Source organism: Nocardia sp. NPDC051321, assembly GCF_044455225.1.
GTDB lineage: Bacteria > Actinomycetota > Actinomycetes > Mycobacteriales > Mycobacteriaceae > Nocardia.
Genome location: NZ_JBITEM010000010.1, coordinates 214,534 through 240,549 on the forward strand (window position 1 = coordinate 214,534; position 26,016 = coordinate 240,549).

Below are 26,016 nucleotides of genomic sequence, written 5' to 3' on the forward strand. Positions count from 1 at the left end.
TTTCGGGTCCTTCACTCGGTGCGATCGGATTGCTGCTGACGGGCGGCCTTTTTTTGCTGCGCCACAATGGTGCCAACCAACAGGTCGAGTTTGGTGCCGTTCGGCCAACCTACGTAGTGGCAGAGGAAGACCGCGATCTCGTGTAGTTGCTCCTCGGTCAGTTCCTCGTTGCGCAGCGCGGCGCCGATCTGGATGCCCGCGGTGTCGATGGCGCCCTGAGCGGTAAGCGCGCCGAGCAGGATCAGCCGCCGGTCCCGGATGGACAGGGCGGGCCGCGACCAGATGTCGGCGAAGAGGTGATCGGCGGTGACGGCGAAGTGGCTGCCGGGGTAGTCCTGGAACTCGGTGCCGTACACCTCGGCCATCTTGGCCAGGCCGCGCTCGCGTACGGAATCGTTGTCGGTCATGAGGTTTGCCTTTCGGAGGCGCCGACGCCGAGCCCCGGCCCGAGGTGTTCGAGCGCGAGTTCGGCCAGCGGGAGTGCGATGTCGAGCCGGGCGCCGAGGTCGATGGCCAGGCTCAGGTCCTTTTCGCCGAGGTCACGCACGTGTCGCAGGATCGGCAGCCAGAAGTCGCCCTCCTCGATCGGCGCGGTGCGGTCGCGCAGCATGATGGCGCCGGGGCCGCCGGTGACGGCGTCGGAATGACGGACCACCTTGCCGAGTAGCGTGATATCGAGTCCGGCGGCCTCGGCCAGCCGTTGCGCCTCGGTCGTCGCGGCGAACGCGATGAAGTGGACCAGGTTGCGCGCCAATTTCATTCGGGTTCCGGCGCCGACCGGTCCGGCGTGCACGACCAGATCGGCGAAGCAGCCGAACGGCGGCTGAACCTGCTCGAATGCCGTGTCGCTACCGCCGACCATGACCGCGAGGGTGCCCTTTTTCGCCCCCGGTGCACCGCCGCTGATCGGCGCGTCGACGAATTCGACACCGTGCGTGGTGCATTCGGCGGCCAGTGCCTCGGCGGTCAGGTCGCTGATCGTCGAGTGCACCGCGACCACGGTTCCCGGTGCGGCACTGCGCAATAGACCGTCGGGGCCGGTGAGGACGTCGCGCACCTGGGCGTCGTTCACCACCGCGACCGAGATGATCGTTGCGCGTTCGGCGACCTCGGCGGGGGATAGGGCGGCATCGGCACCGGCCTCGGTATAGCGCTGCAATGCCTCGGCTCGCACGTCGCACACCGTCAGGCCGCCCGGCCAGTCGAGCAGCCGCTTGGCCATCGGCGCGCCCATGGCGCCGAGTCCGATGAAGCCGATCCTCGGTTCGGTCACGAGCGGAACACCTGTCCGCCATCGACATTGAAGATCTGCCCGGTGACCCAGCTCGCCTCGTCGGACAGCAGGTACAGGCACGCGCCGACCAGGTCGGCCGGGGTCCCCATCCGTTTGAGCGGCAACCGGTTCACCATGTCCTCGACGATGGCCTGCGGCGTCACCGCCTTGGTGGCGTCGGTATCAATGGGACCCGGTGCGATGGCGTTGATTCGGATGTTGGAGCCGCCGAGCTCGAACGCCAGCTGCTGGGTCAGGCCGTTGATGCCGACCTTGGCCAGGCCGTAGAAGCTGGCGTAGGTCCATGCGGCGGTAGACGATTGGTTGACGATCGAGCCGCCCGCCTTGCGCATGTGCGGCCAGACGGCGCGGGTCATGTTCAACGCGCCGTCCATGTTCACGCTCATGAACTTCTTGTAATAGTCCCACGGCACGGTGAGCAGCAGGTTGAGCTTCATCTCGCCGTAGATGGCGGCGTTGTTGACGAGGTGGTCGATGCCGCCGAACTCGGCGACCGTCAATTCGGCCAGCGCCGAAGCGGATTCGGGGTCGGACACGTCGACCTGACCGAACAGCGCGGTGCCGCCGTCGGCGGTGATCTTCGCCACCGTTTCCTGCCCGCCCTCGATATTTTTGTCGGCGACAACGACTTTCGCGCCCTCGGCGGCCAGCGCGGCGGCGTACGCGGCACCGATGCCCTGTGCGGCACCGGTGACGATGACGGATTTTCCCGCGAAACGGGCCATGACGGTGTGCTCCTCTTATCCAGCGGTCGCGATCAGCTTGGTTTCCAGGTATTCCTCGAACCCGGCGATGCCCATCTCCCGGCCGATGCCGGACTGCTTGTAGCCGCCGAAGGGGGCGTCGGCGGCGTACCAGACGCCGCCGTTGACGCTCAATGTCCCGGTGCGGACGCCGTTGGCGACGTGGCGGATTCGCTTGGGATCGGTGCCCCAGACCGAGCCGGACAGGCCGTAGGGGGAGTCGTTGGCGAGCCGGATGGCGTCGTCGTCGCCGTCGTGGGGGATGACGACCAGCACGGGGCCGAAGATCTCCTCGCGGGCGACGGTCGCGGTGTTGGGCACGTCCGCGATCAGTGTCGGCTCGATGAAGAAGCCGCGCTCCAGGTTCTTCGGCCTGCCGCCCCCGACCACGATGCGGCCGCCTTCCGACCGCGCTATATCCAGGTAGTGCTCGACCCTGGCACGTTGCCGTTCGGAGATGAGTGGCCCGCACACGGTTCGCGAGCCGGCCGGATCGCCCGGCTTGATCCCGGCGATGGTCGCGGCGGCGGCCTGCACCGCCTCGTCGTAAGCCGCGCGGGGAACGAGCAGCCTGGTGCTGAGCGCGCAGCCCTGTCCGGCGTGCACGCACACCGAAAACGCCGCCACCGCACAGGCTCCCGCGATATTCGCGTCGTCGAGCACGATAAAGGCCGATTTGCCGCCCAGTTCCAGGAAGGCCTTCTTGAGTGTCGTTGCGGCACCGCGCATCACCGCGCGACCGGTCTGCGTCGAACCCGTGAAGCTGATCAGGTCGACCAGGGGATGCTCGGTGAGTTGGGTACCGAGCCCGTGGTCGGCGGAGGTCACGATGTTCACCACACCGGCCGGGATGTCGGTCTCCTCGGCAAGGATCGCGCCGACGGCCGCCGCGCACCACGGTGTGTCGGGAGCGGGCTTGAGCACCACCGTGTTTCCGGCCGCCAGCGCGGGTCCGAGCTTGGCGAAGGTGATCTGGTGCGGGAAGTTCCACGGGGTGATCGCGCCGACCACCCCGACGGGCTCGCGGCGCAGCACCCGGCGGGTCTTGATGCCCATCGGCTCCGCGACCCCGAGATCGGTTTCCCAGCTGTAGTTTTCGGCCAGCGTGGCGGAGTACGCGAGGTCGGCGATCGGGCCTTCCAGCTGCGGTCCGCGGGTGAACATGGCAGGCGCGCCCGCCTCGGCGATGGTGAGCTCGCGCAGCTCCTCGGTGTGCGATTGCAGTGCGGTGCGCAGTTGTTCGAGGCAGCGCGCGCGGAAGGCGTGGTCGCGGGACCAGTCGGTCGCGTCGAACGCGGTGCGGGCCGCTGCGACGGCCGCGTCCATGTCGGCGGCGTTCGCGTTCGCGGCGTGCCCGAGGACCTCCTCGGTCGCCGGATTCACGGTCGCGAAGACCCCGTCGCCGCCCTCGACGAGCTTGCCGCCGATGAGCACGCGTGCGCCGTCGGCGGGCAGGAGATTGGTCATGCGGTTCTCCGATGCTGTCTGGACACGTGTTCGGAATATAGTCGGGGGCCGCGATTTATCGCAAGAACAGGTTCTAACTCCGCCAGTCTGGGCCAGCTGCCGCGCGGTCGCGATGGAATCTCGGCGGTTTCCGGGCGAGTCGGCCGGATTGTGCGCAATGGTGTTGGTAGTGCACTGGAAACGTTGTCGGAGGTGGGTGCCGATGGTACTGTCCAGACACATGTCCAGCTATCTGTCGCCCGCTAGTTCGATAGGCGTTATCGCTCGGGGGAACTTGTTCTCGAATGTGGGGTGGGTGTAATGACGGCCGCGTTGGAACCCTTGACGTTCGATCCCTATGACTATCGGTTCCACGAGGACCCGTATCCGACGTATCACCGGTTACGCACCGAAGCGCCGCTGTACTACAACGCCGACCTGGATTTCTGGGCATTGTCGCGGCACGCCGACGTCACCAACGGATTCCGGGACAGCGCGCGGCTGTCGAGTGCCAACGGCGTTTCCCTTGATCCGGCGGCGTGGGGTCCGCACGCGCACCGGGTGATGTCGTTCCTCGCCATGGACGATCCGCGGCACCTGCGCATGCGCAGGCTGGTCTACAAGGGGTTCACGCCGAAGCGGGTAGCCGAAATGCAGGGCCGGATCAAGGAATTGACCCTGTCCTACCTCGAACCAGCCATCTCCACCGGATCTTTCGACTGGATCGACGAGGTCGCGGGCAAGCTGCCGATGGACGTCATCTCCGAGCTGATGGGCGTCCCAGCGAGCGACCGCGCCGAAATCCGCAGGCTCGCCGACCTTGTCGTGCATCGCGACGACGGGGTGCTCGACATACCGAAGGCGGCCGTCGAGGCGTCGATCAAGCTGCTCACCTACTACACCGAGATGGTGGCCGAGCGCAGGCGCGCGCCGAGCGCCGATCTGACCTCGGCGCTGCTGGACGCCGAAGTCGACGGCGACACACTGTCCGACGAGGAGATCATCGGCTTCCTGTTCCTGATGGTGGTCGCGGGCAACGAGACCACGACGAAGCTGCTCGGCAACGCGCTGTACTGGGGCGCCCGGAACCCGGGGGAGTACGCCAAGGTCGCGGTGGAGCCCGCCCATGTGCCGGATTGGGTGGAGGAGACGCTGCGCTACGACACCTCCAGTCAGGTGATCGCGCGCTCCGCCACCGTCGACCTCGACTATTACGGCGACACCGTGCCCGCGGGCGCCAAGGTGCTGCTGCTGATCGGCTCGGCGAACCGTGATCCCGCCGTGTTCGACGACGGCGACACCTACCGGATAGACCGCGCCGACAAGGCCGGGCTGGCGAGTTTCGGTGCGGGCGTGCACTACTGCCTCGGCGCGCACCTGGCTCGGCTGGAGGCCGCGGTCGCGTTGCGCGAATTCGCCTGCCGGGTGCGGTCGTACGCCGTGGTCGAAACGGGCATCGTGCGCGTGCACTCGTCGAACGTGCGCGGCTTCGCCAAGCTGCCGATCGTTGTGGAGGCGAGCTAGTGCCCCGTTTCGCACCTCATCCGGCCCGCCGTCCAGTGCTGGTCGCGGGCGCGTCGTCGGGCATCGGCGCCGCCACCGCGGCCGCACTGGCCGAGCTCGGGTATCCGGTCGCGCTCGGCGCGCGCCGGGCCGACCAGTGCGCGGAACTGGCGGACAAGATTCGGGCCAACGGTGGCGAGGCTTTCGCGCACCGGTTGGATGTCACCGATGCGGCGTCGATCGACGAATTCGTCACCGCGGCAGAAGATGCGGTCGGCCCCATCGAGATTCTGGTCTCCAGCGCCGGGGACATCGAGTTCGCGCCGGTGCACGAGATGGATCCGGAGCGGTTCCTGAATCAGGTTCAGGTGCATCTGGTCGGTGCGCATCGGCTGGTGCACCGGGTGCTGCCGGGCATGCTCGACCGGCAGCGCGGTGACGTCGTGCTGATCAGCTCGGACTGCGCGCCCGAGCCGCGACCGCGCACCGGTGCCTACAGCGCGGCCAAAGCGGGCTTGGAGGCCATGGCGTCGCAGATGCGAATGGAGTTGGAAGGCAGCGGGATCCGGGCCTCGCTGGTGCGCCCCGGTCCAACGCTCACCGGCATGGGGATGAACTCCACCCCGGAGGTCATCGGGCCGCTGCTGGAGTCATGGAAGGACTGGGGATTCGCCCGGCATCCGAACATGCTGCGCCCGGCGGACCTTGCCGCCGCGGTGGCCGCGGTGGTGTCGACGCCGCGCGGCGCGCATCTCGTGCTCGTCGAGGTCCAGCCGGAGGCTCAGGTGCGGGATCGGTCGAAAGAACAAGGCGGGAGCCAACAGTGAGAGTCGTCGCGGATCTGGACCTGTGCCAGGGGCATGCCGTGTGTCAGGACGAAGCGCCGGACGCGTTCCGAGTGCCCAAGCGAGGCAAGGTGGAAATCCTGGTCGACACGCCGGACCCGGCGAACCGGGCCGACATCGACCGGGCCATCCATTACTGCCCGACGCAAGCACTGTCGATCGCTCCCACGGAAGGTGCTCGGTAATGACAGGTTTCGCGCGTGACGAGCTGGACGAAATGGTTCGGCGCTGGCTGATCGAGAACCAGCGCTGCGAGGAGAAGGGCGATTGGACACCCTTAGCGGAGATGTACACCGAGGACGCCACGTACGGCTGGAACTACGGCCCGACCCAGGAATTCATGGCCGTGGGCCGCGACGAGATCCGTGCGCTCGCCCTCGGCCAGGAGATGCAGGGGCTCGACGGGTGGACCTATCCGTACCAGGAGTTCGTCATCGATGACCGTCAAGGCACCGTCATCGGCTTCTGGAAGCAGGTGTCGGAGGTGAAGCGGCCGGACGGACGGCACTATTCGCCGGAGGGCATCGGCGGCAGTTGGTTCCGTTACGGCGGCGACTTCCAATGGTCCTGGCAGCGTGACTTTTTCGACTTCGGCAATGTGTCGCACATGTTCATGGAGATGATCACCGGCAAGGTACTGCCCAAGGGCATGCAGGAGCGCATCGAACGGTCGGTGGCCGGGCCGCTGCCTGGGTGGTATCCGGTCGGTGAATCGCCGGCCTCGCTGTGGTGAAAGCCATGTCGGGGAGCAACTTCGAGCAGCTGTCGCGGGCACAGCTCGCCGCATTGCTGCCCGAACTGCTGCTGTGCGGGCACTTGATCGACCGGTCCGGCATGGCGCACACCATCGCGGCGTTCGGCCGCGAGGGGATGACGGCCGTCGCGATCGAGGAGTGGCAGCTCGCCAGTCCGGTCTACACCCGGCGCATGCAGCGGGCGTTCGGGTTCACCGGCGACGACGTGGTCACCATCTTCAAGGGATTGCAGCTCGATATCGGCGCCCCACCGCAATTCATGGACTTCCGGTTCCGCGTCGAGGATCGTGACCACGGCGAATTCTGGCTCGACCACTGTGGCGCGCTCCTCGATGTGGAGCCGATGGGCGACGATTTCGTGGTCGCGATGTGCCACGACATCGAGGATCCGACCTTCGACGCCACCGCCCTGGCCACCAACCCGCACGCGCAGGTCCGGCCGATTCATCGGCCGCCGCGCCGACCGGCGGACCGGAAGCCCATGTGCGCGTGGACGGTAACCATCGACGCGGCGCACGTCCCGCCGCCGGTGCCGCCGAACTCCGACGCGATGGCGGCTACCGCGGCCGCGCGGCTGGTGCTCGCCGACATCGACCCGGCCGATGACGGTCGGCACGACTACGCGGGACCGCTACTGAGTGACCTTCGGTTCGCGGACTTCTCGAAGTCGGCGCTGGTGCGGATGGCGGACGAGGTGTGCCTGCAACACCATCTGCTGACGCTCGGTTTCCTGATCGCGCTGCGTTCCCGGCTCGATCCGGCCGCGGCGATCCAGGTGTGCCGCAAGCAATTCGCGGGCATTGCCGGGCTCACCGCCGAACGGCTTTGCAAGGCACTGGAGCTCGGCGATGACATGGCCGCGCTGGCCAACGTGCTTCGCCTGCATCCGGCCTGGAACCCGTTGGCCTACACGGGCATCGGCGTCCTCGAAACCGAGGGCAACGTCCAGCTGACGATCGCACGCGACAGCGGTGCCGAGACCGACGGTTCCTGGCCCGCACTGGTCGGTGCCGATCACCTCGCACCCATCGACGCGATGGCTCGCGCGGTGAACCCTCGATTCGCCGTCCGCACGGTCGATTCCACCGAAGCACAGCTGACCATCGAGATCGGCCGCGCGGATCAGCCCTTCCGTGAGTCGAACGAGGTCGCACTGACCCGATTCAGCACCGGCGCCGCCTTTGCCTTCACCGACCGCGGCATCCCCTTGCCGCTGACGGTGGTGTGAGAAGTATCGAGAGAGTGAATTACCGTGGCACGTAACTTCGCCGACCTGTTCGAGCATTCCGTCGACGCCATGCCCGATCGCGTGGCACTGCTCGCGGGCGAGCGCCGCCTGACCTTCGCGGAGGTCGACACGCGCGCGAATCGGCTTGCCGCGCACCTGATGTCCGCGGGTATTCGAGCGGGCACCCACGTCGGATTCCAGATGCACAACGGCATCGAGACCATGGAGACGCTGCTCGCCTGCTTCAAGGTGCGGGCGGTCCCCATCAATATCAACTATCGCTACGGCGTCGAGGAACTGCGCTATGTCTACGACAACGCCGACCTGCGGGCGCTGATCTACCACGCCGCCTACGCGCCCGCGGTGCACGAGGCGGCGGCGCAGGTCCGGTCGTTGCGGCACCGGATCGTGGTACACGACGACCTCGCCGACATCGAATCGCCGGTCGACGCCGTGCATTACGAGGACGCGCTCGCCGCGGGTGCCACCGAGCGCGACTTTCCGCGGCGCAGCGCCGACGACCTGTTCATGATGTACACCGGCGGCACAACGGGCCTACCGAAGGGCGTGATGTGGCGCCAGGAAGACATGTGGCGGGTGCTCGGCGGTGGCATCGACTTCTACACCGGAGTGCCGGTGTCCGACGAATACGAGCAGTCCCGCGTCGGCGCGCAAGGGGAGCAGAGCACCTGGTTCGTGCTGCCGCCGCTGATCCACGCGGCCGCCATGATGCCGACCTTTGCCGCGCTGTGGTCGGGCAACGCGGTGCTGTTCGAGCCGCGATTCGACGCGAATCGGGTGTGGCAGGCGGTGGCTCGGCACCGGCCGCAGGTCATGGTCATCACCGGCGACGCCATGGCGCGGCCGCTGCTCGACGCCTACCGGGCCGCGCCGGTCGACGCGTCGGGGCTGCTCGCCATCGGCTCGGGTGCCGCGCTGCTTTCGCAACCGGTGAAGAACGAACTCCTGGAACTGTTTCCGTCGGTGGTCGTCACCGACTCGATCGGCTCGTCGGAAACCGGTTTCGGCGGAATGGGTTTCGCGCAGAAAGACGACAACCCCGGTCGAGGGCCCCGGGTGCAGACCGGGCGCGGTTCGATCGTGGTCGACGACGACGGACGTCCGGTGCGGCCCGGCGAGGAAGGGTGGCTGGCGAAGAACGGATCGGTGCCGCTCGGTTACTACAAGGACCCGGTCAAGACGGGCAAGCTGTTCAAGACGGTCGACGGTGTGCGCATCGTGGTCACCGACGATCGCGCGCGGATCGAGCGGGACGGGTCGGTGACGCTGCTCGGTCGCGGCAACATGGTCGTCAATACCGGCGGCGAGAAGGTGTTCGTCGAAGAGGTCGAGGGCGTGCTGAAGGCCCACCACGGGATCTACGACGCGGTGGTGGTCGGCGTCCCGCACGAGCGGTGGGGCTGGCAGGTCGCCGCCGTGGTCTCGGCAGTCGGGTCGATCGATTTCGCGGCACTGGACAGGCACGTGCGCAAGCATCTCGCCGGGTACAAGGTTCCCAAGCGGGTCTGGCTGGCCGATGTCATTGCCCGAGCGCCCAGCGGCAAACCGGACTATCGCTGGGCCAAGTACTACACCGCGCGGCGTGCGCCGGACTATCACGCGGACTGACCCATGAGACTGTGCGAACGGCCACGCCAGGCAATAGGAACGTGTTCTAATTCGATGCGAGCACCCGGCCCGATACCTGCGGCGATTCCGCACGTCATGGAGGAGTCCCATGCGAGAGCGAAGCGAATGCCAGCGCGCGGTGCGCGCGCCGGAACCGAGCGTTAGCGGGGGACAGGCATGACCACGAAGTGTCCGACGGCGGCGCTGCCCGCGCGGATCACCGGCGCACTGATCGAACGGCTGACCGGACTGGTCGCCGCGGGCGGTTCCGTCGCGCCGTACTCGATGACGGAGGTCTACACCGGCGCTGCGGTCGGCGAGCTCCCACAGTCCGCGCCGGACGACGTCGTCGCGGCGGTCGCGACTGCCCGTGCGGCCCAACCGGAATGGGCCGCGCTGCCGCTACGTGAGCGGCTGCGAGTCTTCGAGCGGATGCACGAATTGGTCCTCACCGAGGTCGAAACCATCGCCGATCTCATCCAGCTCGGCTGCGGCAAGACCCGCCGGATGGCCGTCGAAGAATCGTGCGACGTGCCCATGGTCATCAGCCACTACCTGAAAACCGCACGCCGCGTGCTGCGTTCGAAGCGCCGCGGTGGCGCGATGCCGATCGTGACCACCTCGACCGAACAACACCGGCCCAAGGGTCTGGTTGCGGTGATCGCGCCGTGGAATTTCCCGTTCGCGATCGCGCTGTCCGACGCGATGCCCGCGCTGATGGCGGGCAACGGGGTAATCCTCAAGCCGGACAACAAGACCGCGCTGTGCGTCCTCTACGGCGTCGAGCTGCTGCATCGCGCAGGCCTGCCGCGCGGGCTCGTGCAGGTGGTGTGCGGTGAGGGGCCCGATATCGGCCCAAGCCTGATCGACAACGTGGACTTCGTCATGTTCACCGGCTCGACCGCCACCGGGCGCGTGGTCGGCGAACAGGCCGGGCGCAACCTGATCGGCTGCAGCCTCGAGCTCGGCGGCAAGAATCCGATGCTCGTGCTCGCCGACGCGAACCTCGACGAAGCGATCGCCGGGGCGGCCTTCGCGGTCTTCGCCAACTCGGGGCAGGCGTGCATGCACATCGAGCGGATCTATGTGCAGCGCAGTCGCTTCGACGAGTTCGTGCGCGGATTGGTCGCTGCCGCTGACGAATTGAACAGTAAAATCGGTGCCGCCTACGACTACACGCCGGAATTCGGCTCGCTGGTGTCGGTGCAGCACCGGGATCGGGTCGCCGCGCACGTCGATGACGCCCGCGCCAAGGGTGCCACCGTGCTGACCGGTGGCAAGGTGCGACCCGACATCGGTCCCGCGTTCTACGAGGCCACCGTGCTCACCGGCGTCACTCCGGAGATGACGCACGCGACCCTGGAGACCTTCGGCCCGGTGGTGAGCGTCTACCCGTTCGACGACGAACAGGAAGCCATCCGGCTCGCCAACGACACCGACTACGGCCTGAACGCGAGCGTGTGGAGCCGAGACCTGGCGCGCGCCAACCGCATTGCCGCCCAGCTGCAGGCTGGCAATATCAACATCAACGACGGGTTCGTGGCGACCTACGCGGCCAAGGGCACGCCGTCGGGTGGGGTGAAGCAGTCCGGGGTCGGGACGCGACACGGCGATCAGGGCCTGCTCGAGTACACCGACACGGTCAACGTCGGCGTGCTCAAGCGTCAGGTGATGTCGGCCCGCGCGGGGCAGCCGTACGAGAAGCAATTGAAGATCACGCTGATGTCCCTGCGGCTGATGCGCCGAACAAGGCTGCGCTGAGGCGCGGTTCGCAGTACCCACCTGAGGAGGTAGCCGTGGCGACACCGTCGTTGCCGGCCGGATTCGACTTCACCGATCCGGCGCTCTGGGAGACGCGAAGGCCCATCGAGGAATTCGCGATGCTGCGCCGGACCGCGCCGGTCTGGTGGAACCCGCAGGCCGATGACCACTCCGGTGGGTTCCGGGACGGCGGCTACTGGGTGGTGAGCACCCTCGCTGACGTCAAGGAGATCTCGCGCAATTCGGAACTGTTCTCCTCCGAGCGAAAAGGCTCGATCATCCGGCCGTCCGACGCGACAACGCCGGAGCAGTCGGCGGCGGCGAGCGTGCTGCTGGTGAACATGGATCCGCCGAAGCACTCGAAATTCCGGAAGATCATCACGAAGGGTTTTACGCCGCGCGCGGTCGAGGGATTGCGCGCGGCATTGACCGAACGAGCGCATGCCATTGTGCACGAGGCGAAAAAATCGGGCGGCGGAAACTTCGTCGAACAGGTCGCGTGCGAGCTGCCATTGCAGGCGATCGCCGAGCTCATCGGCGTACCGCAGGCCGACCGGCGCAAGCTGTTCGACTGGTCGAATCAGATGCTCAGCTACGACGACCCGGATTACGGCGATCCCGCGCTCGCCTCCGCCGAAATCCTCGGCTATGCCTGGAATATGGCCGAGCAGCGGCGCGGTGCCCCGGCGGGGGATATCGTGTCCGAACTCGTGCACGCCGACGTCGACGGCGAGTCGCTCGGCTCCGACGAATTCGGTTTCTTCGTGATCCTGCTTTCGGTGGCGGGCAACGAAACAACACGCAATGCCATCACGCACGGCATGAAAGCCTTCGTCGACAATCCGGAGCAATGGGAGCTGTATCAGCAGCGGCGCCCACGCACCGCGCCCGACGAGATCGTCCGCTGGGCCACGCCGGTGACGGCGTTCCAGCGCACCGCAACCGCCGATACCGAGCTCGGCGGCACCCAGATCCGGCAGGGTGAGCGGGTCGGTCTGTTCTACGGTTCGGCCAACTTCGACGAGGACGCGTTCACCGATCCGTTCACCTTCGACATCTCGCGCGACCCCAATCCGCATGTCGGATTCGGCGGCACCGGCGCGCACTACTGTGTCGGCGCGAACCTGGCCCGACTCGAAATCGACCTCATGTTCAACGCCATCGCCGACGCCATGCCCAAGATCACTCAGGTGGCCGATCCGGTACGGTTGCGATCGGGGTGGATCAACGGAATCAAGAATTGGCAGGTCCGATACGAATGAATCTTCGAGACGTACCGCTGCAGACACTGAGCGGCGAATCCGCGACGCTGTCCGAGCTGGTCGGCGACAAAGTGGTACTGCTGGTCAACGTGGCCTCCAAATGTGGGCTGACGCCGCAGTACACCGGACTCGTCGAATTGCAGAAGTCCTACGGCCCGCGCGGTTTCAGCGTGGTCGGTGTGCCGAGCAATCAGTTCATGGGCCAGGAACCCGGCACCGCCGAGGAGATCCAAGAGTTCTGCTCGACCACCTACGGCGTCGACTTCCCGCTGCTGGCGAAGACCGATGTCAACGGCGAAAACCAGCACCCGCTGTATGAAACTTTGGTCGAAATCGCCGACGCCGACGGCGCGGCAGGCGACGTCCAATGGAACTTCGAGAAGTTCCTGATCGACCGCGACGGCAAGGTGGCAGGCCGCTTCCGCCCCACCGTCACCCCCGACGCGGCCGCACTCGTCACCGCCATCGAATCTTTGCTCTGAGTGCACACTTTCGAGGCCCGTCCACCCGGACGGGCCTCGAACCATGTTCGGAGGCGCTCGAATTCGCCGCGACGGCATGCTGTGCGGGTTTGCACTATGTGCATGCATGATCGAGCCATGGGGCAGTTGACATGGGCCACTGGGCCTTCCTGGAAGGCGACACGGTGGTAGGAATCGGCCACCTTCGCCCGTCCTGGGAACTCCCCGGCGACCTCCCCGAAATCGGCTGGTACCTCAGCCCGATCCATGGCGGACGCGGCCTGGCCACCGAGGCCGCGGCCGCCCTACTCCAGCACGGCCTCATCAACCTAGGCCTGACCTCGGTATGGGCTCTGGTCCACGCTGACAACAAACCCAGCCTCAATCTCGCCGCACGCCTAGGGTTCCTACTCGTCGGCACCGGCTTCCACTACGGCGCCGACCACCGCGTCCACGTAGCCCTGCCCTGACCGCCGGATCCCGCAGAGTCGCTGGGGATTCTCAGGTGCGACGGGTTAGAGGGGCGCGGAGGCCGAGGTGGTGGCGGAGGGTGGTGCCGGTGTATTCGGTGCGGTAGACGCCGCGTTCTTGGAGTTCGGGGACCAGCCAGTCGACGATTTCGTCTAAGCCGGTGGGGATGAGGTAGGGCGAGATGTTGAAGCCGTCTACCGCGCCCTGGCGGACCCAGCGGGCCAGTTCGTCGGCCACCTGGGCGGGGGTACCTGCGAAGCCGGAGCGTTCGGTGGTGGCGATGACTGTCTCACGGAGGGAAAGGTTTTCGGCCTCTGCGCGGGTGCGCCATGCGCGGGCGATGGCGTGCGGGTCCTGGCCATGCCGGGGGGAGCCTCGGGTTTCGGAGATGGGGCGGTGTTCGGGGTCTTCTTTCGGGAGCGGGCCATCGGGGTCGAGGTGGGAGAGGTCGCGGCCCCAGACCTGGCCGGCCAGGGAAAGGGCGGTCTGGCCGGTGTATTGGCCGTTCTTTACCCAGCGGACCTTCTCTTCGACCTCGGATTCTTTCTCCGCCAATACGATCTGGGTGCCGGGCAGAATCTTGATGTCGTCCTCGGGTCGGCCCGCGGCGTGCAGGCGGGCACGGATATCGTTGGCGAAGGCCAGGGCGTCGTCGAAATGTGTTCCGTGCCTGGAGAAGATGACGTCGGCGTTGGCCGCGGCGAAATCCCGGCCGGTAGGGGAGTCGCCTGCTTGGAAGATGACCGGGTGTCCCTGCACGCTGCGGGGGAGCGTCGGGGTGATCCGCACCTGGAAGTGGTCGTTGGATCTTTCGACCGGATGTACCGCGTCCTCGCCCGCCCAGGACGGGCTCTGCTGCGAGGTGGCGATGGCACCGTCGCGCCAGGAATCCCAGATCGCGCGGGCGGTGGCGAGGAACTCACCGGCCCGCTCGTAGCGCAGGGCATGATCCAAATAGCCACCGCGGCGGAAATTTTCGCCGGTCCAGGCATTGTCGGTGGTGACGGCGTTCCAGCCTGCGCGCCCGCCCGAGATCAGGTCCAGGCTGCTCAGGCGGCGGGCCAGGTCGGCGGGCTCGTTGTAGGTGGTGTTCTGAGTAGCGACCAGGCCGATGTGGCGGGTGATGCCCGCCAGCGCGGCGAGCTGGGCGATCGCGTCCGGCCGGCCCGCGATATCGAGTTCGAGGATCTTGCCGTCCTGCTCGCGTAGCCGCAGACCCTCGCCGAGGAAGAACGCGTCGAACAATCCGCGCTCGGCGGTCTGCACGACGTGGCGGAAGGTCTCGAAGTCGATCTGGGAGCCGCTGGCCGGATCGGACCAGATGGTGGTGTGGTTGACGCCCTGGAAGAACACACCGAAATGGACCTGGGCGTCCGGACGTGGCTGGACTGTCATTGTCGTTGGCTCCTGTCAGTTCGACGCGGCGTAGCGATTGGCGGGACGGGCCAGGCCGAGGTTCGCGCGCAAGGTCGAACCCGGCACCGGGCGGTGCGCGACACCGGTACGCACCAGCGCGGGCAGCACCTGGCGGGCGAGGACCGGAAGGTCCTCGTCGATGACGGCGGGGTGCAGGCGCACGCCGTCCAAGTGGGTGCTGAGGTGAGTCAGTAGGTCGACGAGCGCGGCCGCAGACCCGGAAAAAGCTAGGCGGGCAGGAGAATTCGAGGGCGCGGCGCCGAGTCGCTGGACGGCCGTCGCGTCGGGCGTGTCCAGGGTGACGTCGATTTCGGCGAAGGCCAGCGGTGTCCCGGCCGAGCGTGCCTGTTCAGCCGATTCGATAGCGGCCGCGACCGAGTCGGCCGCGACGAGCCGGACATCGACATCACCGTCGGCACCGAACACCACCGGCTGCCCCTGCGGTGGGCGCGGCACGATCGACGGGCCCTTCACCGAAAAAGACGCACCGCGAAAGTCGATGTAGTGCAGTTTGTTCCGGTCCAGGAAGCGTCCGCTGGGGTAGTCGCGGATCACCGCGTCGTCCTCCCACGAGTCCCACAGCCGACGGGCGACCTCGATGGAATCGCTGTGCTCCCTGGCAAGTTCGTCGCCGGTGACCTGAGTGCGTCCCCACGTCGCCGCGGCCCGCGGATCGTCGATTTGTTCGGCAATCCACCCGGCCCGACCGCGCGAGGCATAGTCGAGCGTCGCGATCTGCGACGAGGTGTGGAAAGGCTCGGCGTAGGTGGTGGCAACCGTCGGAACCAGCCCGATGGTGCTGGTGGTCGCCGCGACGAACGACGCACGGGTGACCGCGTCGATGCGACCGGCCACGGATTCCGGCGGCAGGATCGAGTCGGCGAAGGTGACGAGCGTGAATCCCGCGTTCTCGGCCGTGGCGACGCGGGTGCGCAGGGTGTCGCCGGTGAGCAGACGATCCGGCGCGTGGGTGGCGCGCCGCCAGGCCTCGGGGTGGAAGCCTTCGCCGTCGAGTTCTATACCGAGCGCGAAAACGCCCATCCGACACCTTCTTCCGTGCTGCGATCGAGAATTGCGGTGCGGCCGCCGCTGTCGGCAACGAGACCGGCTCGCCCGACCGGCATTTCGGCACCCGCTGTCCGACTGACGAAGCAGCCCTGCTCGAGCATGCTGTCCGGTGCGGGCGGGCGCGACGGTTTGCGTCGCGCTGATTCGAAGCCGCACAGCACAAATCCCGGGCCACCGCGTGACCCGGGATCGGTGTCGTGATCGCTATCGTGCCGCGCGGGCCGAAAGACCTGCCGCGACAAGCACCGTCACACCTTCGGCGATGGCGGTGCCGCCGAGTGCGTGCGACGCGGACAGCGCCGTACTACCAGCGAGGCCGAGGAACAGCGTGCCGAAGGAGGCGATGCCGACCACGATGCCGAGCTGCACATTGGTTACCAGGATTCCGCTGGCATCCGCGGCCAGGCTCATCGGCACCTTGGCCAGCGTCCGCGTCATCAGCGGGCTGAACGCGAGCCCGTTGCCGATTCCGCAGAGCCCGAGCAGTACTAGCACGAGCGGGCCCACGTCCGCACCGTTGCGCAGCAGCGCGCCGATGGCAACCATGCTCATCGCGGCGAGCACGAGGCCGAGCGGAATCATCGTGGCGTGGAACCGATGTGGGATGCGCTCCCAGTTCAGGCCCGCGATCGCGAACGTCACGCCCAACGGGATGAACATCAGACCCGCGTGCAGCGCGCTGTAACCGAGCGTGCTCTGCAGATGGATGGCCATCACGAACATCCAGCCACCGAACGTCGCCATCACCACGAACAGCGTCGCCGCGGCCAGCAGCAGCCCCGGCGCGGCCAGCACCCGGTGCGAGAACAGCGGCTCACCGTCGCGCGCCGCCACCGCCCGCTCGATGCCGACGAACGCCGCGAACGCGAGCACGCAGGCGCCAAGCGAAATCCAGGACCACACCGGCCAATTCAGCTCCCGGCCGAGCACCAGCGGCAGCACGAGTGCCAGTACCGCCGCGGTCAGCATGGTGAGCCCGGCCAGGTCGAGCTTGCGGTCGAAACGCTGGGTCACCTTGGGCAGCACCCGCGGCGCGACCGCCAGCAGCGCCAGGCCGATCGGCACATTCACCAGGAACACGCCGCGCCAGCTGCTGCCGCCCACGTCGGCGCTGACGATGAGCCCGCCGAGCACCTGCCCGGCGACCATGCCGCCGGAGATGATCGCGGAGTACACGCTGAGCGCCTTGGCCCGCGCGTTACCGGTGAAATTCCGCTGGATGAGCGTCATGATCTGCGGCACCATCGCCGCCGCGCCGACGCCCTGGGCGAATCGGAACACGATGAGCGATATTTCGTTCCACGCCAGTCCGCAGATCAGCGAGGCGAGGGTGAACAGCGCCAGGCCGGCGATGAACATCCGCCGCTGGCTGAATCGGTCGCCGAGCCGGGCGCCGGTCACCAGCAAAACGGCGTAGGCGATCACATATCCGGCCACGATCAGCTGCAAAGCCGCGCCGGAGGTGTGCAGGGAACTGCGAATCGAGGGAATCGCGACATTGACGATGGAGGCGTCGAGCACGGCCATGAACTGGCCGGTGAGGATCACTGCGAGGATGGCAAGGGTGCGCCGCGCACCGTACGCGGCGGGTGGAGCTGCCGGGGGCGCGGTAACCGGCGGTGCGGCTGCCGAATCCGGCGACAAGGTCTGCGTCATGCACTGATCTTGCGGGCAGTACGACACCAGTAACAGGAGCCCATTAAAACTGGTACCGGCAACACCTGGATAAGCGCGCGGATAGCGAGGAATGTCTGCTATACGGCATATTATTCCTGTCAGGTGTGGCGAAGACCACCAAATTCGTCGCTGGAGCAGGCCCTTTTTCGAAATACTTAGGCAGGCTAATCTGTTTTAGAAAGTTGCAGGCGTTTCTAACTTTCTCAGCGAGGGAGATTTGCCATGGCGGTTGGGTCACGGGACGAGCGGCTGAGGAGCCGTATCGCGCAGTTGTTCGCCGAAGACGAACAGGTCAAGGCCGCGCGGCCGCTGGAGGCGGTGTCGGACGCGGCGCGGGAACCCGGTCTGCGGGTGGCGCAGGTGATCGCCACGGTGATGCAGGGTTACGCGGACCGCCCCGCCCTCGGGCAGCGTGCCATCGAGTTCGTCGCCGATGACGCCACCGGCGCCAAGTCGGTGCGGTTGCTGCCCAGGCTGGAGGCCATCACCTACCGCGAGCTGTGGCGGCGGGCCGGGGCGGTGTCGACCGCTTGGCAGCGCGAGGCTGAAAATCCTTTGCGCGCTGGCGATTTCGTTGCCCTCCTCGGGTTCACGAGCATCGACTACGCGACGCTCGATCTGGCCACCGTCCATCTCGGCGCGGTCACCGTGCCGTTGCAGGCGAGTGCGGCGCCGCCGCAGCTGATGGCGATCCTCACCGAGACTTCGCCGCGGCTGCTCGCCTCGACGCCGGACTACCTGGAGACGGCAGTCGACTGCCTGCTCGCGGGTGCTTCGCCGGAGCGGCTGGTCGTGTTCGACTACCACCCCGAGGACGACGCGCAGCGCGCCGCATTCGACGCCGCTCGTCAGCGCCTGGCCGACGCGGGCAGCGCGGTGATCGTCGAGACGTTCGGCGACGTGCTCGAACGGGGCAGCACACAGCCGCAAGCGCCGTTGTTCGTCCCCGCCGCCGACGAGGATCCGCTGGCGCTGCTCATCTACACCTCGGGCAGCACGGGCACGCCGAAGGGCGCGATGTACACCGAGCGGCTGACCCGGGTGATGTGGCAGGGCCTGCGCGACGGCGTCGGGATCAACCTCAACTACATGCCGATGAGTCACATCGCCGGGCGTTTGTCGATGATCGGCGTGCTCGCCCGCGGCGGCACCGCGTATTTCGCGGCGAAGAGCGACATGTCGACGCTGTTCGAGGACATCGCGCTGGTGCGGCCCACCGAGATATTCTTCGTCCCGCGCGTGTGCGACATGATCTTTCAGCGCTATCGCAGCGAGATGGACCGGCGCTCGGTCCCCGGCGTTGACCCGGCGGCGCTCGATCAAGAGGTGAAAGCCGAACTGCGACAGAACTTCCTGGGTGGCCGGTTCATGGGCGCGATCGTCGGTAGCGCGCCGCTGTCCGCGGAGATGCGCGCGTTCATGGAGTCCGTCCTCGACGTACAGCTACACGATGGATACGGCTCGACCGAGGCGGGCGCGGGCATCCTGATGGACAACCGGGTGCAGCGGCCGCCGGTGACCGATTACAAGCTCGTCGATGTGCCCGAGCTCGGTTACTTCCGTACCGATCAGCCGCATCCGCGCGGTGAGCTGCTGGTGAAGGCGGCGACGCAGATTCCCGGGTATTACAAGCGGCCCGAGGTCACCGCCGAGATCTTCGACGAGGACGGCTTCTACAGGACCGGTGACATCGTGGCCGAACTCGGTCCCGATGAGCTGGTGTACGTCGACCGCCGCAACAACGTGCTCAAGTTGTCGCAGGGCGAGTTCGTCACCGTCGCGCACCTCGAGGCCGTGTTCGCCAGTAGCCCGCTGATCCGGCAGATCTTCATCTACGGCAGCAGCGAACGCTCTTACCTGGTAGCGGTGATCGTGCCCACCGAGTCCGCGCTGCGCGACTACGACGCCGAGGCTTTGAAATCGGCGCTGGCCGAGTCGATTCAGCAGCTCGCCAAGGACGCGGACCTGCAGCCCTACGAGATTCCCCGCGATTTCCTGCTCGAGACCGAGCCGTTCACAATGGAGAACGGCCTGCTCTCCGGTATCGCGAAGTTGTTGCGCCCCAAGCTGAAGGAACGTTACGGGGAGCGCCTCGAACAGCTCTACGTCGATCATGCCACCCGGCAGAGTGACGAGATGCTGGCGCTGCGGCGCGAAGCCGCGGAACGCCCGGTGCTCGACACGGTGAGTCACGCGGCGCGAGCGATGCTCGGCATCGCCGCCACCGAGCTGCGCCCCGACGCGCACTTCACCGACCTCGGCGGCGATTCGCTGTCGGCGCTGTCGTTTTCGAACCTGCTCAAGGAGACCTTCGGGGTCGAGGTGCCGGTCGGTGTCATCATCAGCCCGGCGAACAACCTTCGGGAGATCGCGAAATACATCGAGGCGGAACGTGATTCGGGCGCGAAGCGGCCAACGGTTACCTCGGTGCACGGTGCCGGTTCGCAGATCCGTGCCGCCGATCTCACGCTGGACAAGTTCATCGACGACCGAACCCTGGCCGCCGCCAACACGATTGCGCCCGCGCCGGTGCCCGCGCGGACTGTCCTGCTGACCGGCGCGAACGGCTACCTCGGTCGCTTCCTGTGCCTGGAATGGCTGGAGCGACTGGACAAGTCGGGTGGCAAGCTGATCTGCATCGTGCGCGGCAGCGACGCGGCCGCGGCACGCAAGCGGCTCGACGCGGCGTTCGACAGCGGCGACCCCAAGCTGGTCACCCACTACCAGGAACTGGCCGCCAGGAACCTTGAAGTGCTCGCGGGCGACATCGGCGATCCGGATCTCGGGCTGGACGAAGCGACCTGGCAGCGGCTGGCCGAGACCGTCGACCTGATCATTCATCCGGCCGCGCTGGTCAATCATGTGCTGCCGTACAGCCAGATGTTCGGTCCGAATGTCGTTGGTACCGCTGAAATCATCCGCCTCGCCATCACCTCGCGGCGCAAGCCCGTCACCTACCTGTCGACCGTGGGGGTGGCCGATCAGGTCGATCCGGCGGCGTTCCAGGAGGACAGCGACGTTCGCGAAATGAGTGCGGTGCGTGCCGTGCGCGACAGTTACGCCAACGGCTACGGCAACAGCAAGTGGGCGGGCGAGGTCCTGCTACGCGAGGCGCATGATCTGTGCGGCCTGCCGGTCGCGGTGTTCCGTTCCGACATGATCCTCGCCGACCGCCGGTACGCCGGTCAGCTCAACGTGCCCGACGTGTTCACCCGGCTGATTCTGAGCCTGGTCGCCACCGGCATCGCGCCGTACTCGTTCTACCGGACCGACGCCGACGGACACCGGCAGCGGGCCCACTACGACGGTCTGCCCGCCGATTTCACCGCCGAGGCGATCACCACCCTTGGTATCCAAGCGACCGAGGGCTTCCAGACCTACGACGTGCTCAACCCGCACGACGACGGCATCTCCATGGACGAATTCGTCGACTGGCTGATCGCATCCGGTCGCCCGATCCAGCGGATCGCCGACTATGCGGACTGGTTCGGCCGTTTCGAGACCGCGATCCGCGGTTTGCCCGAAAAGCAGCGCCATGCCTCGGTTCTGCCGTTGCTCGATGCCTACCGCAGTCAGCGCCCGCCGGTCCGGGGATCGGTGTTGCCTGCCAAGAAGTTCCAGGCGGCGGTGCAGGCCGCGAGCATCGGCGCGGACAAGGACATTCCGCATTTGACGGAGACGGTGATCGAGAAGTATGTCAGCGATCTGGAACTGCTCCGACTGCTCTGATCACTTCAGTAGGACAACAGAACTCGAAGCCCGTCCGAGACCAGTCCATGTACTGACTTGGCCCGGCGCAGCCGAGACAGCGGCGAAATAGGCACGGTGTACCCGTCTCGTCGCTGTCGTATCTGTTCGATCAGTTCGGCCGGGACATGGAAGCGGTCCAGCCGTGTCAGCGCTTCTCGTTTGGTGATCAATTCGTTGGTCGCCAAGGTGACTTCGGCGCGTGCCAGTGTGAACAGGCTGAGGTCGACGTAGGAGTCACGGAACCAGATCGACGGCCGCCGGAGCGCGGGAACCCAGTATCCGCTGAGGTCGCCGCGGACCGCCGCCGTCAACTCGGCCGCGGTAACCGGCGGAATCACGGCCTCCGGTGGCTCTCCGAATACGGCAAACCCGAAGCGCAACAGTTCGGCTCGGGCGATGCCGGTGAGCGGTCGCTCGAACATCATCTGCGCGGCCCAGGTGACATGCGGAGTCGGGACCTCGTTGCGGTCGTCCACCGGCACGTAGACACAATGCAGCTTGGTGGCTTCGGGAACTCGGCTGATGAACGCCCGGTGCAGCTGCGCGACGCGTCGTCGCTGATCATCGGTCAGCGGACGTTCGATCAACGCCACCAAGTCGAAATCGCTCACGCCGGGCCGGAAGTCACCGGTCGCCAGCGAGCCGCTCACCAGCAGAGCGACGACGTCGGCAACGGGTTTGATCTCGGCCGCGAACGCCTCGAGCACGGCTGCCTGCGGCACGCTCATACCGACGCTCGCGCCTCGTCGCCGACCTCGGCACCCTGGCGCCGGAGTCGAACCAGGACCAGTCCCGCGCTGACGAGCACGATGGCGTACACGATGACGAAACTGTTGATCAGGATCTGGGCGCCCGGCCACCACGGTGGGAACAGGAAGAGGCCGACGACCACGTAATTCGGGTCGTACTCCCATGTCCACGCGCCGATCGAGGCGAAAAGGGCCGCGGCGACGAGCCACCACCCCCATCGCGATTGCGCTTTGTGTACCAGGTAGACGAACAGCGGAACGAACCAGACCCAGTGGTGATCCCAGGAAAACGGTGATACCGCGCAGGCAGTGAGACCGGCCAGCGTCACCGCGAGCAGCCGCTCGCCGCGCCGGAACAGGCCCGCGGTGATCGCCAGGCTCACCAGCGTGACAGCGCCCGCGATGAGCAGCCACAGCCACACGGGCGCGGGGCGGTGCGTCAGGTGCGCGATCGCGCCGCGGATCGATTGATTCGACGGGTGCATGTCGTCGGCGATCCGATTGGACTGGAAGAACGTCGACGTCCAGTACTGCTTGGAGTCGGCGGGCAGCACGATCCAGGCGAGCACGATCGAGGCGACGAAGGTCGCCACCGCGGTGACGGCCGACCGCCACTGGCGCAGCACGAGAAACTGCACGACGAAGTAGGCCGGGACGAGTTTGATGCCCGCGGCCAGTCCGACGCCGATGCCGCGCAGCTTGCTTCGGTCGGTGCGGGAGAAGTCCCACAGCACCAGCAGCATCAGCATCAGGTTGATCTGCCCGTAGAACAGCGTGGTGCGGACGGGCTCGATGAACGCCAAGGTGATCGCCAATAGCGCGCTGACCGCGGTGAGTTGGGCGTTGATCCGATACCCGAGGATGCGCCAGCTCAGCAGTACGCACCCGCAGAGCACGAGCAGGTTCAACACCAGCCAGGTGTCGGCGACCCACGACCACGGGATCGCCACGATGGGTATGAAGGCAATCGTCGAGAAGGGGGTGTAGGTGTACAGGAGCCCAGCGATGGTCGGCTCGGTATAGAGCGGCAGTCCGTGCAGGATGCGCCAGGCGCCGTCCCGATATACGTGCACGTCCAGCCCGCCGTCCAGGATGCCTGCCCGGTCCAGCCACGGATCGACCGTGGTGAACAGCAGGATCACCGCCAGAGCGGCACTTGCGGCCAGTATGAAAAGTGTTGGGCCCGTGCGTGGAAACTCCAGCATCCGGGACTTGGGCACAAGTGATCAACTTACCGAATAACACGAGCAGGAGCACGCCCCGAACTCCCCGGTCCCGTCGCGGTGCTCGAATTGTTACCGCTACCAGGGGATTTGTCCGACTGTGCGACATGCCACGCCGCCCTACGCGCGGGCCGGGCCGGGGAAGAACCGGTTGGTGCGCGCCTGATAGTCGCGGTAGTCGGGACGTTTCTGGACGCTGTAGTACTCGGCGGGGACGGCGCCGGTGTAGAAGACCAGGCACCAGTACATGGTCGCCGAGCATCCGACCAGCCCGATGACGAGCCAGACCGCGCTGTACACGTTCGTCCGGCTGAGATGGTCGACGAGTTCGGGTAGGCACATGATCGCCACGGCATTCCACTGCATCCATTGGAAGAAGTAGTTCGGGTGGCGGCTGTACTTCCATAGCCCGACATCGCAGCTGCGTTTGACGCCTGCCCGTTTCGAGGCCGCGCCGAATCGCAGCTTCTGCATGTCCGCAGTGGATTCCAGAATCCAGGAAACCGCCCAGGCAACCAGCCCGACGATGGTGAGCGCGCCGAACGCCGGATTGTCGGTGGAGACGGCGAGCGCGGCGGGCACCGCGAGCACCGTGCAGTTCGCCCAGCCTTGCACGAGGACCTCGGCGACCAGGTCGACGCGTTCGCTCCCGAGCGACGTGCGCCGCCAGCGCAACCGCTGGAATCGATATCGGGGCAGTTCCTTGTCGAATTCGCCGGTGCGCCAGAGGGTCACCGCGGCGAGCCCCATCCGGGCTCCGACCACCAGGTAGAAGCAGGCGATCGCCGCGGCGAACGGCGAAAGGTCGCCGAGTGTCAGGACTTCCACACCGAGCACGACCAGCCCCCACGGCCAGGCGATGTCGACGTAGGTCATCCGTCGGGTCCGCCACGCCGGAATGCACGCGACGGCGATGAACAACACGAGCTGCGCGACCGCGTTGACGATCGCGAAGGTGCGGATGTTCCCGTCGACGAGCATCGCGATGAACAACGGGACGGCGAACACGGAGGAAAGGAACCGCCGGATCGGTTGTTGGGTCGTGTCGGCCACGGAGCCTCCTGGTTCGGGTGCACCAGAGGTTATTCCAAGTCGACCGACTTAACAAGTCAGTCGACAGGTTTTGCTATAGTGGGCCGGTGAGCAGCGCGAAGCGGACACAAGCGGAACGGCGAGCGGGCACGGTCGCCGCGCTGCTCGACGCCACCGTCGCCAGCCTGATCGAGGTCGGCTACGCGGGCACCTCTACCCGCAGCGTCGCCGAGCGGGCCGGCGTCAGCCAGGGGGCGCAGCAGCACTACTTTCCGTCCAAGGCGACGCTGGTCGACGCGGCGATGGCGCGGCTGGGGGAGCAGATGTTCGGCGAGTTCGTCACCACGCCCGCGCCCGGGGCGAGTGAGCGCGAGATCGCCGTGGTGATGCTGGATCGCCTGTGGCGGTTGCATTGCCTACCCATCACGCCCGCGGTGTTCGAGCTGTTCAACGTGGCCCGCACCGACAGCGAAATCGCGCGCAGCGCAGTCGAACTGACGACCGTCGGCATGGACAGCCTGCGCAGGCAGGCCAGGACGCTGCTGCCCACGTATGCCGCGGCGCCGGGCTTCGACAGCCTGTTGGACATGGCCGTGGCCACCGTCCGCGGCGTGGCACTCGTCGGCGCGATTCCCGGCGCGGCACCGGAATGGTCCGACTGGACCGCGATTCGCGCGCATCTGATGAACAGCCTCGATGCACTCGTCGAATCGGCCACAGGAGAACCCTTGGGTTAAAACGGGTACTAGCAACACCTGGATACCGCTACCGATTTCGGGCACGATCAGTGGATGACCGATGTGCTCGATGTCCGGGCGGTGCGCAAAGCGCGCCGTGCGGAGCTGGGAACCTTCCTGAAGTCGCGGCGGGCCAAGATCTCACCGGACGACGTCGGGTTGCCGCCCGGACCGCGCCGTCGCACGCCCGGCCTGCGCCGCGAGGAGGTCGCACAGCTGTCCGGCATCGGGGTCACCTGGTACACGTGGCTCGAGCAGGGCCGTCAGATCAATGTCAGCGTGCAGGTACTCGACGCGGTGGCCAGGACGCTGGCGCTCGACGATGCCGAGCGTGGTCATCTCTATCGGCTCGCCGATGTACCGACCGTGCCGAGCCCGCACGCGAACAGCGCGCTGCCCGAGGAGATGCAGACCATCCTCGATCATCTGACGCCACTGCCCGCGGCGGTGCTGAGCGCGCGATACGACGTGTTGGCGTTCAACGACTCCTACGCGGCCCTGTGCCCGGGATTCCTGATGGGGGAGCGCAACGTCATGCGGCGCGTGTTCCTCACGCCGCCGTGCTGCAACACCTACCGCAGCAGCATGGACGATCTGCGCCGCATGGTCGCCTACCTGCGCGGCGCCTACGCGAAGAACCTCGACGACCCGACCTGGCAGCGGTTCATCGAGGAAATGTGCACCGACAGCGCCGATTTCGCCGCGCTGTGGGCCCGCAACGACGTCGCGGTCCCGTCGAATCGGATCAAACAGCTCCGCAATCTGGCCATCGGTGAACTGGAAATGTTCATCACCAGCATGTCCTTGCCCGTCGTCGCCGGTGCCTGGGTACAGATCTACACCCCGACCGACGAAGCCCAGTGGGCCCAACTGCGACTGCTGCTCGCGATGAGTCCGGAGGAACAGCGCAAGCCCTGGGACGAGCACCGTCTGCAGTACCACGCGGTGCCGACGGCCGTGTGAATC

23 protein-coding genes are annotated in these 26,016 nt (G+C 66.8%); 13 read left to right on the forward strand and 10 right to left on the reverse strand.

All coding sequences use genetic code 11. The features are described 5' to 3' along the window. Positions 1 to 11 precede the first annotated feature (11 nt). From ACIA8C_RS24815 to ACIA8C_RS24830, 4 genes are read right to left on the reverse strand one after another with little or no spacing between them, the layout of a single operon-like run. A complete protein-coding gene (locus ACIA8C_RS24815; RefSeq protein WP_397138551.1) occupies positions 12 to 407 on the reverse strand; it encodes a carboxymuconolactone decarboxylase family protein in 396 nt (131 codons plus the stop codon). Then, positions 404 to 1,273, reverse strand: a complete 870-nt coding sequence (locus tag ACIA8C_RS24820; RefSeq protein WP_397138553.1) for an NAD(P)-dependent oxidoreductase — start codon at positions 1,271 to 1,273, stop codon at positions 404 to 406. The genes ACIA8C_RS24815 and ACIA8C_RS24820 overlap by 4 nt, the downstream gene beginning before the upstream one ends. Then, complete coding sequence (locus ACIA8C_RS24825) at positions 1,270 to 2,019, reverse strand: SDR family oxidoreductase (protein ID WP_397138555.1); 750 nt, start codon at positions 2,017 to 2,019, stop codon at positions 1,270 to 1,272. Before ACIA8C_RS24825 ends, ACIA8C_RS24820 begins: the two co-directional genes overlap by 4 nt. Positions 2,020 to 2,034: 15 nt before the next feature. Beyond that, the gene (locus ACIA8C_RS24830) at positions 2,035 to 3,504 is read right to left on the reverse strand and encodes an aldehyde dehydrogenase (protein ID WP_397138557.1); all 1,470 of its coding nucleotides are present in this window, start codon (positions 3,502 to 3,504) and stop codon (positions 2,035 to 2,037) included. 300 nt (positions 3,505 to 3,804) lie between these two features. Here ACIA8C_RS24830 and ACIA8C_RS24835 point away from each other — a divergent pair, with 300 nt between their 5' ends. The 10 genes from ACIA8C_RS24835 to ACIA8C_RS24880 all read left to right on the forward strand — a co-directional run bounded on the left by ACIA8C_RS24835 (position 3,805) and on the right by ACIA8C_RS24880 (position 13,397). Beyond that, a complete protein-coding gene (locus ACIA8C_RS24835) occupies positions 3,805 to 5,007 on the forward strand; it encodes a cytochrome P450 (protein ID WP_397138559.1) in 1,203 nt (400 codons plus the stop codon). Further along, on the forward strand, positions 5,007 to 5,813 hold the full coding sequence (locus ACIA8C_RS24840) for an SDR family oxidoreductase (RefSeq protein ID WP_397138561.1): 807 nt from the start codon (positions 5,007 to 5,009) through the stop codon (positions 5,811 to 5,813). The genes ACIA8C_RS24835 and ACIA8C_RS24840 overlap by 1 nt, the downstream gene beginning before the upstream one ends. Next, positions 5,810 to 6,016, forward strand: a complete 207-nt coding sequence (locus ACIA8C_RS24845) for a ferredoxin (protein ID WP_397138563.1) — start codon at positions 5,810 to 5,812, stop codon at positions 6,014 to 6,016. Before ACIA8C_RS24840 ends, ACIA8C_RS24845 begins: the two co-directional genes overlap by 4 nt. Then, the gene (locus ACIA8C_RS24850) at positions 6,016 to 6,564 is read left to right on the forward strand and encodes a nuclear transport factor 2 family protein (protein WP_397138565.1); all 549 of its coding nucleotides are present in this window, start codon (positions 6,016 to 6,018) and stop codon (positions 6,562 to 6,564) included. The genes ACIA8C_RS24845 and ACIA8C_RS24850 overlap by 1 nt, the downstream gene beginning before the upstream one ends. A gap of 5 nt (positions 6,565 to 6,569) precedes the next feature. Further along, on the forward strand, positions 6,570 to 7,814 hold the full coding sequence (locus ACIA8C_RS24855; protein ID WP_397138567.1) for a hypothetical protein: 1,245 nt from the start codon (positions 6,570 to 6,572) through the stop codon (positions 7,812 to 7,814). Positions 7,815 to 7,838: 24 nt separating this feature from the next. Continuing rightward, the gene (locus tag ACIA8C_RS24860; protein ID WP_397138569.1) at positions 7,839 to 9,443 is read left to right on the forward strand and encodes an acyl-CoA synthetase; all 1,605 of its coding nucleotides are present in this window, start codon (positions 7,839 to 7,841) and stop codon (positions 9,441 to 9,443) included. Positions 9,444 to 9,620: 177 nt separating this feature from the next. Beyond that, positions 9,621 to 11,204, forward strand: coding sequence for a succinic semialdehyde dehydrogenase (locus ACIA8C_RS24865; protein ID WP_397138571.1), 1,584 nt, complete (start codon positions 9,621 to 9,623; stop codon positions 11,202 to 11,204). 35 nt (positions 11,205 to 11,239) lie between these two features. Further along, positions 11,240 to 12,466, forward strand: a complete 1,227-nt coding sequence (locus ACIA8C_RS24870; protein ID WP_397138573.1) for a cytochrome P450 — start codon at positions 11,240 to 11,242, stop codon at positions 12,464 to 12,466. Continuing rightward, the gene (locus tag ACIA8C_RS24875; protein WP_397138575.1) at positions 12,463 to 12,948 is read left to right on the forward strand and encodes a glutathione peroxidase; all 486 of its coding nucleotides are present in this window, start codon (positions 12,463 to 12,465) and stop codon (positions 12,946 to 12,948) included. The genes ACIA8C_RS24870 and ACIA8C_RS24875 overlap by 4 nt, the downstream gene beginning before the upstream one ends. A 131-nt stretch (positions 12,949 to 13,079) precedes the next feature. Beyond that, a complete protein-coding gene (locus ACIA8C_RS24880) occupies positions 13,080 to 13,397 on the forward strand; it encodes a GNAT family N-acetyltransferase (RefSeq protein WP_397138577.1) in 318 nt (105 codons plus the stop codon). A 31-nt stretch (positions 13,398 to 13,428) separates the two neighbouring features. Here ACIA8C_RS24880 and ACIA8C_RS24885 read toward each other — a convergent pair whose 3' ends face one another. The 3 genes from ACIA8C_RS24885 to ACIA8C_RS24895 form a co-directional block, all read right to left on the reverse strand. Then, positions 13,429 to 14,793, reverse strand: a complete 1,365-nt coding sequence (locus ACIA8C_RS24885) for an NtaA/DmoA family FMN-dependent monooxygenase (RefSeq protein WP_397138579.1) — start codon at positions 14,791 to 14,793, stop codon at positions 13,429 to 13,431. A gap of 15 nt (positions 14,794 to 14,808) precedes the next feature. Continuing rightward, complete coding sequence (locus ACIA8C_RS24890) at positions 14,809 to 15,855, reverse strand: LLM class flavin-dependent oxidoreductase (RefSeq protein ID WP_397138581.1); 1,047 nt, start codon at positions 15,853 to 15,855, stop codon at positions 14,809 to 14,811. A gap of 231 nt (positions 15,856 to 16,086) precedes the next feature. Further along, on the reverse strand, positions 16,087 to 17,538 hold the full coding sequence (locus tag ACIA8C_RS24895) for an MFS transporter (RefSeq protein ID WP_397138583.1): 1,452 nt from the start codon (positions 17,536 to 17,538) through the stop codon (positions 16,087 to 16,089). Between the two features lie 243 nt (positions 17,539 to 17,781). On the opposite strand from ACIA8C_RS24895, the gene car reads away from it, so the two are divergent. Further along, the gene (gene car, locus ACIA8C_RS24900) at positions 17,782 to 21,288 is read left to right on the forward strand and encodes a carboxylic acid reductase (protein ID WP_397138585.1); all 3,507 of its coding nucleotides are present in this window, start codon (positions 17,782 to 17,784) and stop codon (positions 21,286 to 21,288) included. 5 nt (positions 21,289 to 21,293) lie between these two features. Here the strand turns inward: car and ACIA8C_RS24905 are convergent, their stop codons facing one another. From ACIA8C_RS24905 to ACIA8C_RS24915, 3 genes are all read right to left on the reverse strand, one after another. Then, the gene (locus ACIA8C_RS24905) at positions 21,294 to 22,037 is read right to left on the reverse strand and encodes a nucleotidyltransferase domain-containing protein (protein ID WP_397138587.1); all 744 of its coding nucleotides are present in this window, start codon (positions 22,035 to 22,037) and stop codon (positions 21,294 to 21,296) included. Continuing rightward, positions 22,034 to 23,278 (reverse strand): glycosyltransferase 87 family protein, encoded by a 1,245-nt coding sequence (locus tag ACIA8C_RS24910; protein ID WP_397138589.1) that lies wholly within the window; start codon positions 23,276 to 23,278, stop codon positions 22,034 to 22,036. Before ACIA8C_RS24910 ends, ACIA8C_RS24905 begins: the two co-directional genes overlap by 4 nt. Positions 23,279 to 23,401: 123 nt before the next feature. After that, on the reverse strand, positions 23,402 to 24,334 hold the full coding sequence (locus tag ACIA8C_RS24915; protein WP_397138591.1) for a DUF1295 domain-containing protein: 933 nt from the start codon (positions 24,332 to 24,334) through the stop codon (positions 23,402 to 23,404). A gap of 86 nt (positions 24,335 to 24,420) precedes the next feature. Here ACIA8C_RS24915 and ACIA8C_RS24920 point away from each other — a divergent pair, with 86 nt between their 5' ends. Further along, on the forward strand, positions 24,421 to 25,050 hold the full coding sequence (locus ACIA8C_RS24920) for a TetR/AcrR family transcriptional regulator (protein WP_397138593.1): 630 nt from the start codon (positions 24,421 to 24,423) through the stop codon (positions 25,048 to 25,050). Between the two features lie 54 nt (positions 25,051 to 25,104). Further along, positions 25,105 to 26,013, forward strand: coding sequence for a helix-turn-helix transcriptional regulator (locus tag ACIA8C_RS24925; RefSeq protein WP_397138595.1), 909 nt, complete (start codon positions 25,105 to 25,107; stop codon positions 26,011 to 26,013). Positions 26,014 to 26,016 lie beyond the last annotated feature (3 nt).

Bases quoted from the DNA above. Each gene is read 5' to 3' on its own strand.
- ACIA8C_RS24880 (WP_397138577.1), top strand. From the start codon at position 13,080: ATGGGCCACTGGGCCTTCCTGGAAGGCGACACGGTGGTAGGAATCGGC.
- ACIA8C_RS24925 (WP_397138595.1), top strand. From the start codon at position 25,105: ATGACCGATGTGCTCGATGTCCGGGCGGTGCGCAAAGCGCGCCGTGCG.
- car (WP_397138585.1), top strand. From the start codon at position 17,782: ATGGCGGTTGGGTCACGGGACGAGCGGCTGAGGAGCCGTATCGCGCAG.
- ACIA8C_RS24850 (WP_397138565.1), top strand. From the start codon at position 6,016: ATGACAGGTTTCGCGCGTGACGAGCTGGACGAAATGGTTCGGCGCTGG.
- ACIA8C_RS24835 (WP_397138559.1), top strand. From the start codon at position 3,805: ATGACGGCCGCGTTGGAACCCTTGACGTTCGATCCCTATGACTATCGG.
- ACIA8C_RS24905 (WP_397138587.1), bottom strand. From the start codon at position 22,037: ATGAGCGTGCCGCAGGCAGCCGTGCTCGAGGCGTTCGCGGCCGAGATC.
- ACIA8C_RS24825 (WP_397138555.1), bottom strand. From the start codon at position 2,019: ATGGCCCGTTTCGCGGGAAAATCCGTCATCGTCACCGGTGCCGCACAG.
- ACIA8C_RS24875 (WP_397138575.1), top strand. From the start codon at position 12,463: ATGAATCTTCGAGACGTACCGCTGCAGACACTGAGCGGCGAATCCGCG.
- ACIA8C_RS24865 (WP_397138571.1), top strand. From the start codon at position 9,621: ATGACCACGAAGTGTCCGACGGCGGCGCTGCCCGCGCGGATCACCGGC.
- ACIA8C_RS24890 (WP_397138581.1), bottom strand. From the start codon at position 15,855: ATGGGCGTTTTCGCGCTCGGTATAGAACTCGACGGCGAAGGCTTCCAC.
- ACIA8C_RS24855 (WP_397138567.1), top strand. From the start codon at position 6,570: ATGTCGGGGAGCAACTTCGAGCAGCTGTCGCGGGCACAGCTCGCCGCA.
- ACIA8C_RS24895 (WP_397138583.1), bottom strand. From the start codon at position 17,538: ATGACGCAGACCTTGTCGCCGGATTCGGCAGCCGCACCGCCGGTTACC.
- ACIA8C_RS24885 (WP_397138579.1), bottom strand. From the start codon at position 14,793: ATGACAGTCCAGCCACGTCCGGACGCCCAGGTCCATTTCGGTGTGTTC.
- ACIA8C_RS24815 (WP_397138551.1), bottom strand. From the start codon at position 407: ATGACCGACAACGATTCCGTACGCGAGCGCGGCCTGGCCAAGATGGCC.
- ACIA8C_RS24830 (WP_397138557.1), bottom strand. From the start codon at position 3,504: ATGACCAATCTCCTGCCCGCCGACGGCGCACGCGTGCTCATCGGCGGC.